This window comes from Lelliottia nimipressuralis (genome assembly GCF_004402045.1).
In the GTDB taxonomy this organism is placed as follows: Bacteria; Pseudomonadota; Gammaproteobacteria; order Enterobacterales; family Enterobacteriaceae; genus Enterobacter; species Enterobacter chinensis.
Genome location: NZ_SOMG01000030.1, coordinates 302,160 through 314,350 on the forward strand (window position 1 = coordinate 302,160; position 12,191 = coordinate 314,350).

The following is a 12,191-nucleotide window of genomic DNA, read 5'->3' on the forward strand; positions in this document are numbered from 1 at the left end:
CTCATGACATTACGTCCTTGAGGAAAATGTTATGGTTCAGCGAATTACCCTTGCCCCCCAGGGGCCAGAATTCTCCCGTTTTGTGATGGGCTACTGGCGCCTGATGGACTGGAATATGTCCCCCCTCCAGCTGGCGAGCTTTATTGAAGAGCATATCGATTTAGGTATCACTACTGTCGATCATGCGGATATTTACGGTGGCTACCTGTGTGAAGCCGCGTTTGGCGAAGCCCTCAAGCTGGTTCCGGCACTCCGCGATCGCATGGAGATCGTCACGAAGTGTGGGATTGCCACCACGGCAAAACCAGAACACGCCCTCGGTCATTACATCACCGACAGCGCGCATATCATCAAGAGTGCCGAGCAGTCGCTGGTCAATCTGGCGACCGATCGTATCGACCTGCTGTTAATTCACCGTCCGGACCCGCTCATGGATGCCGATGAGGTGGCGGAAGCCTTCCTGAATCTGCATCAGAGTGGGAAAGTGCGTCACTTCGGCGTTTCAAACTTTACCCCGGCGCAGTTTGCACTGCTTCAGTCTCGTCTGCCGTTCACCCTGGCCACTAACCAGGTTGAGATCTCCCCGGTACACCAGCCGCTGCTGCTGGATGGTACGCTCGATCAGCTGCAGCAGCTGCGCATTCGCCCGATGGCCTGGTCGTGTCTGGGGGGCGGACGCCTGTTCAATGATGATGAATTCCAGCCGCTGCGCAACGAGCTTGAAACTATTGCCCGCGAACTGAACGCTGAGAGCATCGAACAGGTGGTTTACGCGTGGATCCTGCGTCTGCCGTCAAAGCCGCTGCCAATTATCGGTTCCGGCAAAATAGAACGCGTGCGTTCTGCGCTGGCCGCAGAAGAGCTGCAGATGACCCGCCAGCAGTGGTTCCGCATCCGCAAGGCCGCCCTGGGTTACGACGTGCCATAAACCGCCAGAAGGTGACTTTCCGGTGAAATCTTTGCCCCTGGTATACACTTAAGGGGCAAAAAATAACCAGCGGAGGTCATATGAAGCGTTTTGCTCTGGCACTGGTCACGCTGGTTGTTTGCGCAGGGGCGCAGGCAGCCAGCGACGAAGTGGAAATGAATCTCGTCACCTCTCAGGGTGTGGGCCAGTCCATCGGAACGGTGAAAATCACTGAAACCGATAAAGGACTGGAGTTCGCCCCGAACCTCAAAGCACTCCCTCCCGGCGAACATGGTTTCCATGTTCATGCCAAAGGCAGCTGTCAGCCCGCATTAAAAGAGGGTAAACCGTCTGCGGCGGAAGCAGCAGGGGGGCACCTTGATCCACAACACTCCGGAAAGCATGAGGGGCCGGAAGGTATGGGGCATCTGGGTGATTTGCCCGTGCTGGTGGTGAATAACGACGGTAAAGCCACAGAGCCCGTTGTTGCTCCGCGCCTAAAAAAGCTGGATGAGGTGAAAGGTAAGGCACTGATGATCCACGTCGGCGGCGACAATATGTCCGATCAGCCTAAACCACTCGGCGGCGGCGGGGCACGTTATGCCTGCGGCGTGATCTGATCCCCAATTGTTCCCGGTGGCGGCGCCTGTTCCAGCTGCGACAGCGAGCAGTGCAGGCGCCAGATTATCGACGCCAAATCGCGGGCTGCGGGCAGATGATGCCGTGCGAGGGTATCGCAGATCCGCCGCAGTTCATTCAGCGTGGCTTCCAGCGGTCGCTGCTGGACGCCGCGTTCACTCATCACATCGCGCAGCAGGGAGATACACACATCACGCACCTGCGACAGCGGGTCGGAACGCGTTTCCCACGCGCGAAGCTGCCAGACCACGTGCGAACAGTTCAACAGCACGACGCCCCAGCGCAACAGCCAGCGTCGGGAAAGCGCATCCTGGCTGTTATTCAGCTGGCTGACGTGGTGATAAACCAGCGATTCATATTCGCTTTCACGCAGATGCGGTTTACGGCTGAGCTGGTCGACAAATCCCCGCCGTAACTCCCGGATATGCCTGCGGCTCTTGCGCGCATCGGAACCGGGACGTAACACCGCGAAAGCGAGCCACGCCAGCCCCACGCCCAGGATCTTCGCCAGGTTGTCATTGAGAAAATCGGCGTAATCATAAACTGGCGGATTCGTCACGGAGATAAACGAACCCATAAAAAAATAATCAGCTGTCCCCAGAGACCGGCCAGCTTCGGCATTTGCAGCTTCAGAAGCTGCATAGTGGTTAACAGGGGGAACAGGAACAGCAGGAACTGCCACAGATCGCTTATCTGCACCATCAGGCCAAACTTCACCACAAAGCTGAACAGCGACAGCAGCACCAGCGTGCGCAGCAGGAGCGTCAGGGAGTTGAACGGCGAGGCTGCGACGGAGTAAAGCACGCAGCTGATGGCGGCAAGCGTCAGGGCTGCCGTACCGGATTCCCACTGCGTGGTGATGCTCCACGCGCCCACCAGCATCAGCGCACAGAAGGTGCGAAAACCGCTCCACAGTGCTTCCAGATAGTCGGTATGCCGTGCAAGAGCGGGGCTGCCGGGGACGTTGAATTCTGTCAGAGGGGTTGCATTCTCAACCGCATTAATCCAGCGACTGCTGCGCAGGTACAGCCGGCAAAAGTAGTTCAGACGCTGCCAGAAGGCGCGATGGCGGTAGTCGTAGTCATCAACCGGAGCGAGCGGGGCAATAATGCGCGCGACCGTGTAGATATCTGCATCCGGGCGCGCAAGGGCCGCGAGTAGCGTTTCAATCACGGCCCGGGTGTTTTCAGGTGGCGTTGGCCAGTTGAGCAGCATCCGGCGCAGGCTGGAGATAGCGCTGGTCATGCGCAGCTGCTGGTGCAGTAAATAATTAAGCAGGGTGTTCTGACGGCGAAAGCGGTAGTGGCTCCAGAAGGCCTGAATACGCAGCAGATTCATCGTCAGGATCTGCCCGATAACCTTTTCATGCGCGAGACGGATGTCATCGCTGGTATCGGGTTGCCACAGCAGGCTCGCATGCTCCAGCAATCGGGCATGCATTGTTTTCAGCGCGGTGATGAGCGTAGTGCCGTCGGAAGTGCTGGGCAGGATCATCATCATAAAACCGCCGCTGAGGATCCCGACAATCACTTCGCAGACGCGCGCCTGAGCGATATCCCACAGCTCGGTGGTGTCGAGCACGTTAACCACCGGAAAGGCAATAATGGCGGCGGTATAGCCCGCCAGTTGGAAAGCGTAGGCGACGTTATTGGTAAAATGGGCACAGGCCCAGGTACAGCATCCCAGCCATGCCGCCATGCTCAGCAGGAACAGCCACGGATCGTTTAGCGTATGGCCGGCGATAATTAACGCGGCGGTGGCACCCAGCAGGCTGCCTGCGATACGGCCAAGGCTTTTACTGATCACTCCGCCGACCGTGGGAAAACTCACCACCGCTGCAGACGTCATCGCCCAGTAGGGTTCATCCAGGTTCAGGTAATAGGCGACAGACAGCGCAAGACACATGGCAATGCCATTGCGCAGCGCGTAGCGCCACTGGGGACGCGTCGCTTTCAGCCACGGCGTGTTTTGCCAGGAGAAAACCGGCAACTTCATTAACGGGTTCCGATGGCGACGGTGCAGGTGGTGCCGGATACCAGAGTGATGTCCTGCGGTAAACGGTCAAACTCCACGCGAACCGGAACGCGCTGGGCCAGACGCACCCAGGGAACGTTCGGCTTAATGTCCGGCACTAGCCCCGAATCCGTTTCAACGCTTTGGTCGTAAATGGCCCGGCCGATACTGGATACGTGACCCTGTAACTTTTTCGAGCCACTGTAAAGCGTTATCGCGGCGGGTGACCCTTCGCGGATATGACGAAGTTTGGTCTCTTCAAAATAGCCCACGACATAGAAGGAGTGGCTGTCGACGAGAGCAAAAACAGGTTGGCCAGTGGTGGCATAGTTTCCCACGCGGGCGGAAAGGTTGGTCACCCATCCATCGACCGGGGCGGTGATGACCGTTTGCGTCAGTTCCCACTGGGCCTGTTTTAGCGAGGCTTCGGCAACGTTGACGCTCGCCTGCATGGCCTTCACGTTGATATTCGCGGTGTCTAAATCTTCCGCTGAAATGTAGTTTTGCGATAAATGCCGGCGGCGATTGGCTTCGTTGTTGGCTTTCGCCAGGTCAGACTGGGCTTTCGCCAGCTGCGCCTCGGCATTCAGGATCGCGATGTGGTACGGGGTATCGTCGATACGGAATAAAATCTCACCCTTTTTAACGTACTGGTTATCCTTAACGAGCAGCGTCGTGATACTTCCCGACACCTGAGGGGTAATACTGACCTGTTCAGCGCGAATTTTACCGTCACGTGTCCAGGGCGACTGCATATAAAAATTCCACATCCACCAGCCCGCAACCAGCGCGAGGGCAAGAACAAACAGGGTGGAAAAGTACTTTAGCGTTTTCAGAGACATATTCACCACACAGTCAAAACGGCAAGGCCCACACAGACGGAGAGGGCAAACAGGGAAAGATCCATCAACATGGGATGCCAGATTTCGCCGGAGTACATCCAGTCACGAAGCAGACGATGTGCGATGAGCCAGAGAATAAAGCCCACCAGAACGGCTTTAAACAAGGGAGGAAAGTAGACTGACGCACCGAAGATCAGGTCCTGAAGGGGTAACCCCTCTGAGCGATGAAAAAACGTCACAGGCAGAAATCCTTTGCAGTGAACAGAATGCCGCGTTGGCTTGTCTTAGTAGGGTGAAGCATCACAATTCAGTGTAAGTCATACTTTTAAGTTCGATGAATGCAGTATTGCATTTGTTTTGGCAATACAAATGCTGCACACTATTCTAAAATCAGTATAATAACTTAGCAAGCTAATTATAAGGAGATGAAATTGGAATCGCCATTAGGTTCTGATCTGGCAAGGTTGGTACGCGTCTGGCGTGCTCTGATTGACCATCGCCTGAAACCTCTGGAACTCACACAGACGCATTGGGTCACGCTGCACAACATTCATCAGCTGCCGCCCGATCAGTCGCAAATTCAGCTGGCAAAAGCGATAGGGATTGAGCAGCCGTCGCTGGTACGTACGCTTGACCAGCTGGAAGAGAAGGGGTTGATTTCCCGGCAAACCTGCGCCAGCGATCGTCGTGCTAAGCGGATTAAGCTTACCGAGAAAGCAGCCCCTATCATCACTGAAATGGAAGCTGTGATTACCAAAACGCGCGGTGAAATCCTGTCAGGTGTTTCACCGGCGGAGCTGGAAATGCTCATCAGCCTCATTGGACGCCTCGAGCAAAACATCCATGAGCTGCAGTCGCGAGACTGACAAACAATAAGGCCTTGCAGCAGCAAGGCCTTTTTTTACTTAAACACGACCACACGGTTACGACCTGTCTCTTTCGCTTCATACATCGCCTTATCGGCATTCTCCACGCACGTTTCCGCGGTTATCGCCGGTGACGTAGCCGTAAACACCCCCATGCTGATGGTGATCGGCTCCGGTAACTGCCCCCCGCTGCTGGTGCTATCAAAGCTGCTCAGATTCAACCGTATGCGTTCAGCCACCTGAAATGCCGCCTCTGGTGAGGTGTTGGTCAGCATCAGAACAAACTCTTCCCCCCCGATGCGGGCTGCGATGTCCTGCGGGCGCACGGAATCCATCAGCAGGTTGGCGACAAACTGCAGGACTTTGTCGCCCTGCAGATGCCCATAGGTGTCGTTGATACGCTTGAAGCGATCGAGGTCGCTGACGATGACGGAAACTGGGCGGTTAGCTTTAGCGATATCCAGCGCCTGATTTAACGATTCATAGAAATAACTGCGGTTATAAAGGCGCGTGAGCGGGTCGCGAATCGAGTTCTGATAGGACTGCTGATATTTTACATGCGAGTCGCGATACAGCCTGAAGACATCGTAGAGCAGAACAAAAATAATCAGCAGTGTGGCGACCGTTTCAAATAACCGGGCGCGATACCAGGATATATCTTCGGCATGTCCACCCGCTAACAGCATTGATAGCGTGACGATATAGCAGACGCAGAGAAAATTACCGCCCACCCAGAATAAATTGCGCACGCGCGTAACAAACATCAGCGTTGCTAATGTCACTATCCAGAGGACAATTAAAGAAATATTAATGAACTGGCTCCAGAGAACCATAAACTGACGGGTTTCATTATCAACCAGGTCAATGGATAACAATGGTGAATGGCTGGAATAGAGCCAGGCCAGCCCCACTGCGCAGGCGGTAAAGAGAAACGTGCCGCTCACTATTGAGATATGCGCCAGCCGGGAAACGGGATAATCGCGCGTGGTATAGAGTATTGCCGCAATCAGTATCAGCACCGCCATTAAGAGGTGGCGGAACATATAGTAAATCATTGCATCGTTGTAGTTCACGACGTTGAACTGATAGAGATCCAGCCAGGCAGGGAAGCTGGACAGCGTTCCGACCATCAGCAATGCCGAACCGGCAAAGGCGAAAGCGATCGCTATCAGATACAAGCGCCTTCTGTCACACCAGTATTTCATCTCCATAAAACAGGCAATAAACAGGTGAAACACCAGCAAGAAAATGGTGAGCGTAGGGAATAAAAGCGGTGAAAAGGAAGGAACCCATTCAACGAGTTTTAAAAATAGCGTTTGTAATATCCCGATGACAACAATGCAGCCGAGGCAGAACGCGATATAACGACTCTTTAGAGAACGACGATTCGCAAGCATATAGGTTTTTGACAAAATTATAATGTATGAAGAGAAGGTAATTGCGAAGAGTCTAATCAATTAGCACAATAAATACTTTGCGCAGAAACAATATACGGCGTGATTAATAATGGATGTGGTGAATGTATTTTGTAAATATATTTGCGAGGGTGATATATATTGTAAATAGATGTGGCCCAACGGCCACATCTACCTTTAATTAACGTGGGGAAACGGTCACCTGGCTACCGTTGCTTGCCAGAACAACACGCTGGCCTGCAGAGAAGCGGGTGTTACCTTGTTTCTGTACAACCATGATAGTGCTGCCGTCGTCTTTACGAATTTCCAGCTCTACGCCCTGAGTTTTGTTCATCGCACCCTGAACGCCCTGGCCTGCTACACCACCCGCAACGGCGCCTGCGGCCGTTGCCAGAGAGCGGCCAGTACCGCCGCCAACGGTGTTACCGAGGAAACCACCCAGAACGGCACCGCCGATTGCGCCCATCACGTTGTTTTCATCGCCACCCTGAATCTGTACAGGGCGTGCGTTAACAACGGTACCGTAAGTCACGTTCTGAACCTGTTTCGCTTCAGAAGCGCTGTAAACGTCGCCAGAAAGTGAACTGTCGTTCACACAGCCAGCCAGAGTTAAACCAATCAGCGAAACGCCCAGTACACGTAAAATCATTTGAATCTCCTGTTCACCAAAAACGCCCGACCGAGGGCATCCGTTATGGCTAAATTATATGGCATAAGGGGCCATAGTTCATATCTTTGCACTAACAATAGGAAAATTGTACTTGAATTTGACTTAACGAGACATAAACAGGATCTGCCCGCGTTACCCGTCTGAGATTGTTAAAAAATATTATCGCCGGATGGCAAAGCGGTGTCGTTTATGGTTGAGTGGATATCCTTAGCCCACGCAACGTAAGGAAAGCGCATGAAATCGGGTCGCTACATTGGTGTGATGTCAGGCACCAGTCTGGATGGGGTAGATGTCGTTCTGGCCGCCATTGACGAAAATATGGTGGCGCAGCAGGCGAGCCTGACCTGGCCAATCCCCATTTCACTGAAAGAGGATATTCTGAGTATCTGTCAGGGGCAGCAGCTGACCCTCTCCCAGCTTGGGCAACTTGATGTCCGCCTGGGGGCGCTGTTTGCGGATGCGGTGCAGGCTTTAATGCAAAAAGAACATCTTCGCCCGCAGGATGTGGTGGCCATCGGGTGTCACGGACAAACGGTCTGGCACGAGCCCGTCGGCGATGCCCCGCACACGCTGCAAATTGGCGATAATAACCAGATTGTGGCGAAAACGGGCGTCACGGTGGTCGGCGATTTTCGTCGTCGCGATATTGCGCTTGGCGGTCAGGGGGCGCCGCTGGTACCGGCATTCCATCAGGCGTTGCTGGCACACCCAACAGAGCGGCGGATGGTGCTCAACATTGGTGGGATTGCCAATCTGTCGATGCTTATCCCGGGCCAGCCGGTCCGCGGTTATGATACCGGCCCCGGCAATATGCTGATGGATGCCTGGATCTGGCGTCAGTGTGGCCAACCGTATGATAAAAACGCGGAGTGGGCGAGCGAGGGTAAAGTGATTATCCCGCTGTTGCAGTCCATGCTGAGCGATCCTTATTTTGCCTTGCCGGCACCTAAAAGCACGGGACGTGAATACTTCAACTTAGGCTGGCTTGAGCGCCAGCTGGCGCCATTCCCGGCGCTCGCGCCGCAGGATGTCCAGACGACACTTGCCGAGCTTACGGCCGTGTCGATCTCCGAGCAGGTGCTTCTCAGCGGCGGGTGTGAACGCCTGCTGGTATGCGGTGGTGGAAGCCGCAACCCGCTGGTGATGGCGCGTCTTGCAGGGCTACTGCCGGGTACCGAAGTGACGACGACAGATGAGGCCGGCATCAGTGGCGATGACATGGAAGCGCTGGCATTTGCCTGGCTTGCCTGGCGAACCATTGCAGGACTCCCGGGGAATTTGCCGTCGGTAACCGGTGCGCGCGAGGCGAGCGTTCTCGGGGCGATTTTCCCGGCCAATCCGCGTCATAATCAGAGTTAACTGAAATTCAGCGCGGCGCGGCATCGTTAGAATGGAATGAAACAGGAGGGCAGGCATGCCCTCCAGGACCAGGAAAGTCTTCGGAATACGCCCATGAAAAAACTTCTTCTTATTGTCGCCCCTTTGTTGCTGTCAGGATGCAGCGTCTATAACCAGCTCCTTGAGCGCATGCAGACCGATACGCTGGAGTATCGCTGCGACGAAAAACCGCTGACCGTGAAGCTGAATAATCCGCGCCAGGAAGCCAGCTTTGTTTACGACAATAAACTGTTGACGCTGAAGCAGGGCATGTCGGCCTCAGGTGCACGTTATACCGACGGTATCTATGTGTTCTGGTCAAAAGGCGACAGTGCCACGGTCTACAAACGCGACCGCATTGTGCTGAACAATTGCCAGCTCGAAAATCCGAAGCGTTGAGATTTTCACAGGGGCGGCGCACAATAGCGCCACCCAATCTCAATGTCAGCTAACGCCATGTCAGATAACGACGAACTGCAGCAAATCGCGCATCTGCGCCGTGAATACACCAAAGGCGGCCTGCGCCGCCAGGACCTTCCCGCTGAACCCCTCGTGCTTTTTGAACGCTGGCTGAAACAGGCCTGCGAAGCGAAACTTGCCGACCCAACGGCAATGGTTGTCGCGACGGTAGATGAAAACGGCCAACCGTATCAGCGCATCGTATTGCTCAAGCATTATGACGAGAAAGGACTGGTGTTCTATACCAACCTGGGCAGCCGCAAAGCGCATCATTTAGAAAAAAATCCGCGTATCAGTCTCCTGTTCCCATGGCACATGCTGGAACGTCAGGTGATGGTGACAGGCAAAGCCGAGCGTCTCTCGACGCTGGAAGTGGTGAAGTATTTCCACAGCCGTCCGCGTGACAGCCAGATTGGCGCCTGGGTATCAAAACAGTCCAGCCGCATTTCTGCCCGCGGCGTGCTGGAAAGTAAATTCCTCGAGCTAAAGCAGAAGTTCCAGCAGGGTGAAATCCCGCTGCCGAGTTTCTGGGGCGGCTTCCGTATTCCGATTGAGCAGATGGAGTTCTGGCAGGGGGGGGAACATCGCCTGCACGACCGCTTTTTATACCAGCGCGAGAATGGCGGCTGGAAAATCGACAGACTGGCACCGTAATCCCCGAAATTTGTTGATTTAAGCGCTAGCGCACACCGCGCTTGCGCTTTATTCTATGGTCCTTTCGCATCAGGCGAAAAGTCGTGTACCGGCAAAGGTGCAGTCGTTTATACATGGAGAATTTGATGGCAAGCAGTAACTTGATTAAACAATTGCAAGAGCGGGGCCTCGTGGCCCAGGTGACGGACGAGGAAGCGTTAGCAGAGCGACTGGCGCAAGGCCCGATCGCGCTCTATTGCGGCTTCGATCCCACCGCTGACAGCTTGCATTTGGGGCATCTTGTTCCATTGTTATGCCTGAAACGCTTCCAGATGGCAGGCCACAAGCCTGTTGCCCTGGTGGGCGGCGCGACCGGTCTGATTGGCGACCCAAGCTTCAAAGCCGCTGAGCGTAAACTGAATACCGAAGATACCGTGCAGGAGTGGGTGGATAAGATCCGCAAACAGGTTGCACCGTTCCTCGACTTCGACTGTGGTGATAACGCCGCGATTGCCGCGAACAACTACGACTGGTTTGGTAGCATGAACGTGCTGACCTTCCTGCGTGACATCGGCAAGCACTTCTCTGTTAACCAGATGATTAACAAAGAAGCCGTGAAGCAGCGTCTGAACCGTGACGACCAGGGTATCTCCTTTACTGAGTTCTCTTACAACCTGCTGCAAGGGTATGACTTTGCCTGCCTGAACAAACTGCACGGCGTTTCCCTGCAGATTGGCGGTTCTGACCAGTGGGGTAACATTACCTCCGGTATCGATCTGACCCGTCGCCTGCACCAGAACCAGGTCTTTGGTCTGACCGTTCCGCTGATCACCAAAGCAGACGGCACCAAATTCGGTAAGACTGAAGGCGGCGCGGTATGGCTTGATCCGAAGAAAACCAGCCCGTATAAATTCTACCAGTTCTGGATCAACACGGCGGACGCCGATGTTTACCGCTTCCTGAAGTTCTTCACCTTTATGGACATTGAAGAAATCAATGCGCTGGAAGAAGAAGACAAGAACAGCGGTAAAGCGCCACGTGCTCAGTACGTGCTGGCAGATGAAGTGACCAAACTGGTCCACGGTGAAGAAGGTCTGGCTGCGGCAAAACGCATTACGGCGAGCCTGTTCAACGGTACCCTGAGCGATCTGAGCGAAGCGGACTTCGAACAGCTGGCGCAGGACGGCGTGCCAATGGTTGAGATGGAAAAAGGGGCTGACCTGATGCAGGCGCTGGTGGACTCTGAGCTGCAGCCTTCCCGCGGTCAGGCGCGTAAAACCATCGCGTCTAACGCGATCACCATCAACGGTGAGAAACAGGCCGACCCGGAATACACCTTCGTTGACGGCGACCGCCTGTATGGCCGCTACACGCTGCTGCGTCGCGGTAAGAAAAATTACTGCCTTGTCTGCTGGAAATAATTAACGGTCTCGAGGGGCGTGGGAAACCACGCCCCTTTTTGTTTTTTTCAGGGTTTGGTAAGCAAAAATGAAGAACATCCTCGCCATTCAGTCCCACGTTGTTTTTGGACATGCTGGCAATAGCGCAGCGGAATTCCCGATGCGCCGCCTCGGCGTCAACGTCTGGCCCCTCAATACCGTGCAGTTTTCCAACCACACGCAGTACGGCAAATGGACCGGCTGTGTGATGCCGCCTTCGCACCTCACAGAGGTTGTGCAGGGGATTGCCGATATCGACCAGCTCAAACGCTGTGACGCCATACTGAGCGGTTACCTCGGCTCAGCGGAGCAGGGGGAGCATATCCTCGGCATCGTACGCCAGGTGAAAGCAGCAAATCCGTTGGCAAAATACTTCTGCGACCCCGTCATGGGACATCCGGAGAAAGGCTGTATCGTGGCGCCAGGTGTCGCAGAGTTTCACGTCCGCCATGCGCTGCCCGCCAGCGATATCATTGCGCCAAACCTGGTCGAGCTGGAAATTCTCTGCGAGCGTCCGGTGAACAGCGTAGAAGAGGCGGTAAGCGCCTCTCGTGAGCTGATAGCCCAGGGGCCTGAGGTTGTGCTGGTAAAACACCTTGCGCGCGCAGGGCTGAGTCAGGACCGTTTTGAGATGCTGCTGGTGACGAAAGACGACGCCTGGCATATCAGCCGTCCGCTGGTGGATTTTGGCCTGCGACAGCCAGTGGGGGTTGGTGATGTCACCAGCGGTCTGCTGCTGGTGAAATTGCTGCAGGGGGCGACGCTGCGCGATGCGCTGGAGCATGTCACAGCGGCGGTGTACGAAATCATGATTGCGACGAAAGAGATGCAGGAGTATGAACTGCAGGTGGTTGCGGCACAGGATCGTATCGCGAAGCCGGAGCACTATTTCAGCGCAACGCAGCTTTAGACGCCGCCCGACGGCGCTGCG

The 12,191-nt window shown here is 54.8% G+C and carries 12 protein-coding genes and 1 pseudogene; 8 read left to right on the plus strand and 5 right to left on the minus strand.

The window, feature by feature from the left end:
- The first annotated feature begins 31 nt into the window (after window positions 1-31).
- Together E3U32_RS19095 and sodC are read left to right on the plus strand one after the other, a co-directional pair.
- Complete coding sequence (locus E3U32_RS19095) at window positions 32-928, plus strand: aldo/keto reductase (RefSeq protein WP_134350021.1); 897 nt, start codon at window positions 32-34, stop codon at window positions 926-928.
- 80 nt (window positions 929-1,008) lie between these two features.
- A complete protein-coding gene (gene sodC, locus E3U32_RS19100) occupies window positions 1,009-1,527 on the plus strand; it encodes a superoxide dismutase [Cu-Zn] SodC (protein WP_094917650.1) in 519 nt (172 codons plus the stop codon).
- On the opposite strand, the pseudogene E3U32_RS19105 reads toward sodC, so the two are convergent.
- The 3 genes and pseudogenes from E3U32_RS19105 to E3U32_RS19115 all read right to left on the minus strand — a co-directional run bounded on the left by E3U32_RS19105 (window position 1,506) and on the right by E3U32_RS19115 (window position 4,640).
- A pseudogene (locus E3U32_RS19105) lies at window positions 1,506-3,541 on the minus strand (FUSC family protein). The gene sodC and the pseudogene E3U32_RS19105 sit on opposite strands and share 22 nt — an antisense overlap.
- Window positions 3,541-4,401 carry an efflux RND transporter periplasmic adaptor subunit gene (locus E3U32_RS19110; protein WP_134350022.1) on the minus strand — a complete coding sequence of 287 codons (861 nt, stop codon included), beginning with the start codon at window positions 4,399-4,401 and terminating at the stop codon, window positions 3,541-3,543. Before E3U32_RS19110 ends, E3U32_RS19105 begins: the two are co-directional and overlap by 1 nt.
- Window positions 4,402-4,403: 2 nt before the next feature.
- The gene (locus tag E3U32_RS19115) at window positions 4,404-4,640 is read right to left on the minus strand and encodes a DUF1656 domain-containing protein (protein ID WP_134350023.1); all 237 of its coding nucleotides are present in this window, start codon (window positions 4,638-4,640) and stop codon (window positions 4,404-4,406) included.
- Window positions 4,641-4,826: 186 nt separating this feature from the next.
- On the opposite strand from E3U32_RS19115, the gene slyA reads away from it, so the two are divergent.
- Window positions 4,827-5,267: a transcriptional regulator SlyA gene (slyA, locus tag E3U32_RS19120; RefSeq protein WP_024909359.1), complete on the plus strand. Its 441-nt coding sequence runs from the start codon at window positions 4,827-4,829 to the stop codon at window positions 5,265-5,267.
- Between the two features lie 35 nt (window positions 5,268-5,302).
- On the opposite strand, the gene E3U32_RS19125 is transcribed toward slyA, so the two are convergent.
- Complete coding sequence (locus tag E3U32_RS19125; protein ID WP_134350024.1) at window positions 5,303-6,664, minus strand: sensor domain-containing diguanylate cyclase; 1,362 nt, start codon at window positions 6,662-6,664, stop codon at window positions 5,303-5,305.
- A 199-nt stretch (window positions 6,665-6,863) separates the two neighbouring features.
- Window positions 6,864-7,331 (minus strand): outer membrane lipoprotein SlyB, encoded by a 468-nt coding sequence (gene slyB / locus E3U32_RS19130; protein ID WP_047348789.1) that lies wholly within the window; start codon window positions 7,329-7,331, stop codon window positions 6,864-6,866.
- Window positions 7,332-7,586: 255 nt separating this feature from the next.
- On the opposite strand from slyB, the gene anmK reads away from it, so the two are divergent.
- The 5 genes from anmK (at window position 7,587) to pdxY (ending at window position 12,170) form a co-directional block, all read left to right on the plus strand.
- A complete protein-coding gene (anmK, locus tag E3U32_RS19135) occupies window positions 7,587-8,711 on the plus strand; it encodes an anhydro-N-acetylmuramic acid kinase (RefSeq protein WP_134350025.1) in 1,125 nt (374 codons plus the stop codon).
- Window positions 8,712-8,804: 93 nt separating this feature from the next.
- A complete protein-coding gene (gene mliC, locus E3U32_RS19140) occupies window positions 8,805-9,128 on the plus strand; it encodes a C-type lysozyme inhibitor (RefSeq protein WP_134350026.1) in 324 nt (107 codons plus the stop codon).
- A 57-nt stretch (window positions 9,129-9,185) separates the two neighbouring features.
- Entirely contained in the window at window positions 9,186-9,842 is a 657-nt protein-coding gene (pdxH, locus tag E3U32_RS19145) for a pyridoxamine 5'-phosphate oxidase (protein WP_166790962.1), read from the plus strand.
- A gap of 125 nt (window positions 9,843-9,967) precedes the next feature.
- Window positions 9,968-11,242, plus strand: coding sequence for a tyrosine--tRNA ligase (tyrS, locus tag E3U32_RS19150; RefSeq protein WP_134350028.1), 1,275 nt, complete (start codon window positions 9,968-9,970; stop codon window positions 11,240-11,242).
- Window positions 11,243-11,309: 67 nt separating this feature from the next.
- Complete coding sequence (gene pdxY, locus E3U32_RS19155; RefSeq protein WP_134350029.1) at window positions 11,310-12,170, plus strand: pyridoxal kinase PdxY; 861 nt, start codon at window positions 11,310-11,312, stop codon at window positions 12,168-12,170.
- The last annotated feature ends 21 nt before the right edge of the window (window positions 12,171-12,191 follow it).

Bases quoted from the DNA above. Each gene is read 5' to 3' on its own strand.
- mliC (WP_134350026.1), top strand. From the start codon at position 8,805: ATGAAAAAACTTCTTCTTATTGTCGCCCCTTTGTTGCTGTCAGGATGC.
- anmK (WP_134350025.1), top strand. From the start codon at position 7,587: ATGAAATCGGGTCGCTACATTGGTGTGATGTCAGGCACCAGTCTGGAT.
- tyrS (WP_134350028.1), top strand. From the start codon at position 9,968: ATGGCAAGCAGTAACTTGATTAAACAATTGCAAGAGCGGGGCCTCGTG.
- sodC (WP_094917650.1), top strand. From the start codon at position 1,009: ATGAAGCGTTTTGCTCTGGCACTGGTCACGCTGGTTGTTTGCGCAGGG.
- pdxH (WP_166790962.1), top strand. From the start codon at position 9,186: ATGTCAGATAACGACGAACTGCAGCAAATCGCGCATCTGCGCCGTGAA.
- E3U32_RS19110 (WP_134350022.1), bottom strand. From the start codon at position 4,401: ATGTCTCTGAAAACGCTAAAGTACTTTTCCACCCTGTTTGTTCTTGCC.
- E3U32_RS19095 (WP_134350021.1), top strand. From the start codon at position 32: ATGGTTCAGCGAATTACCCTTGCCCCCCAGGGGCCAGAATTCTCCCGT.
- slyB (WP_047348789.1), bottom strand. From the start codon at position 7,331: ATGATTTTACGTGTACTGGGCGTTTCGCTGATTGGTTTAACTCTGGCT.
- pdxY (WP_134350029.1), top strand. From the start codon at position 11,310: ATGAAGAACATCCTCGCCATTCAGTCCCACGTTGTTTTTGGACATGCT.
- slyA (WP_024909359.1), top strand. From the start codon at position 4,827: ATGAAATTGGAATCGCCATTAGGTTCTGATCTGGCAAGGTTGGTACGC.
- E3U32_RS19125 (WP_134350024.1), bottom strand. From the start codon at position 6,664: ATGCTTGCGAATCGTCGTTCTCTAAAGAGTCGTTATATCGCGTTCTGC.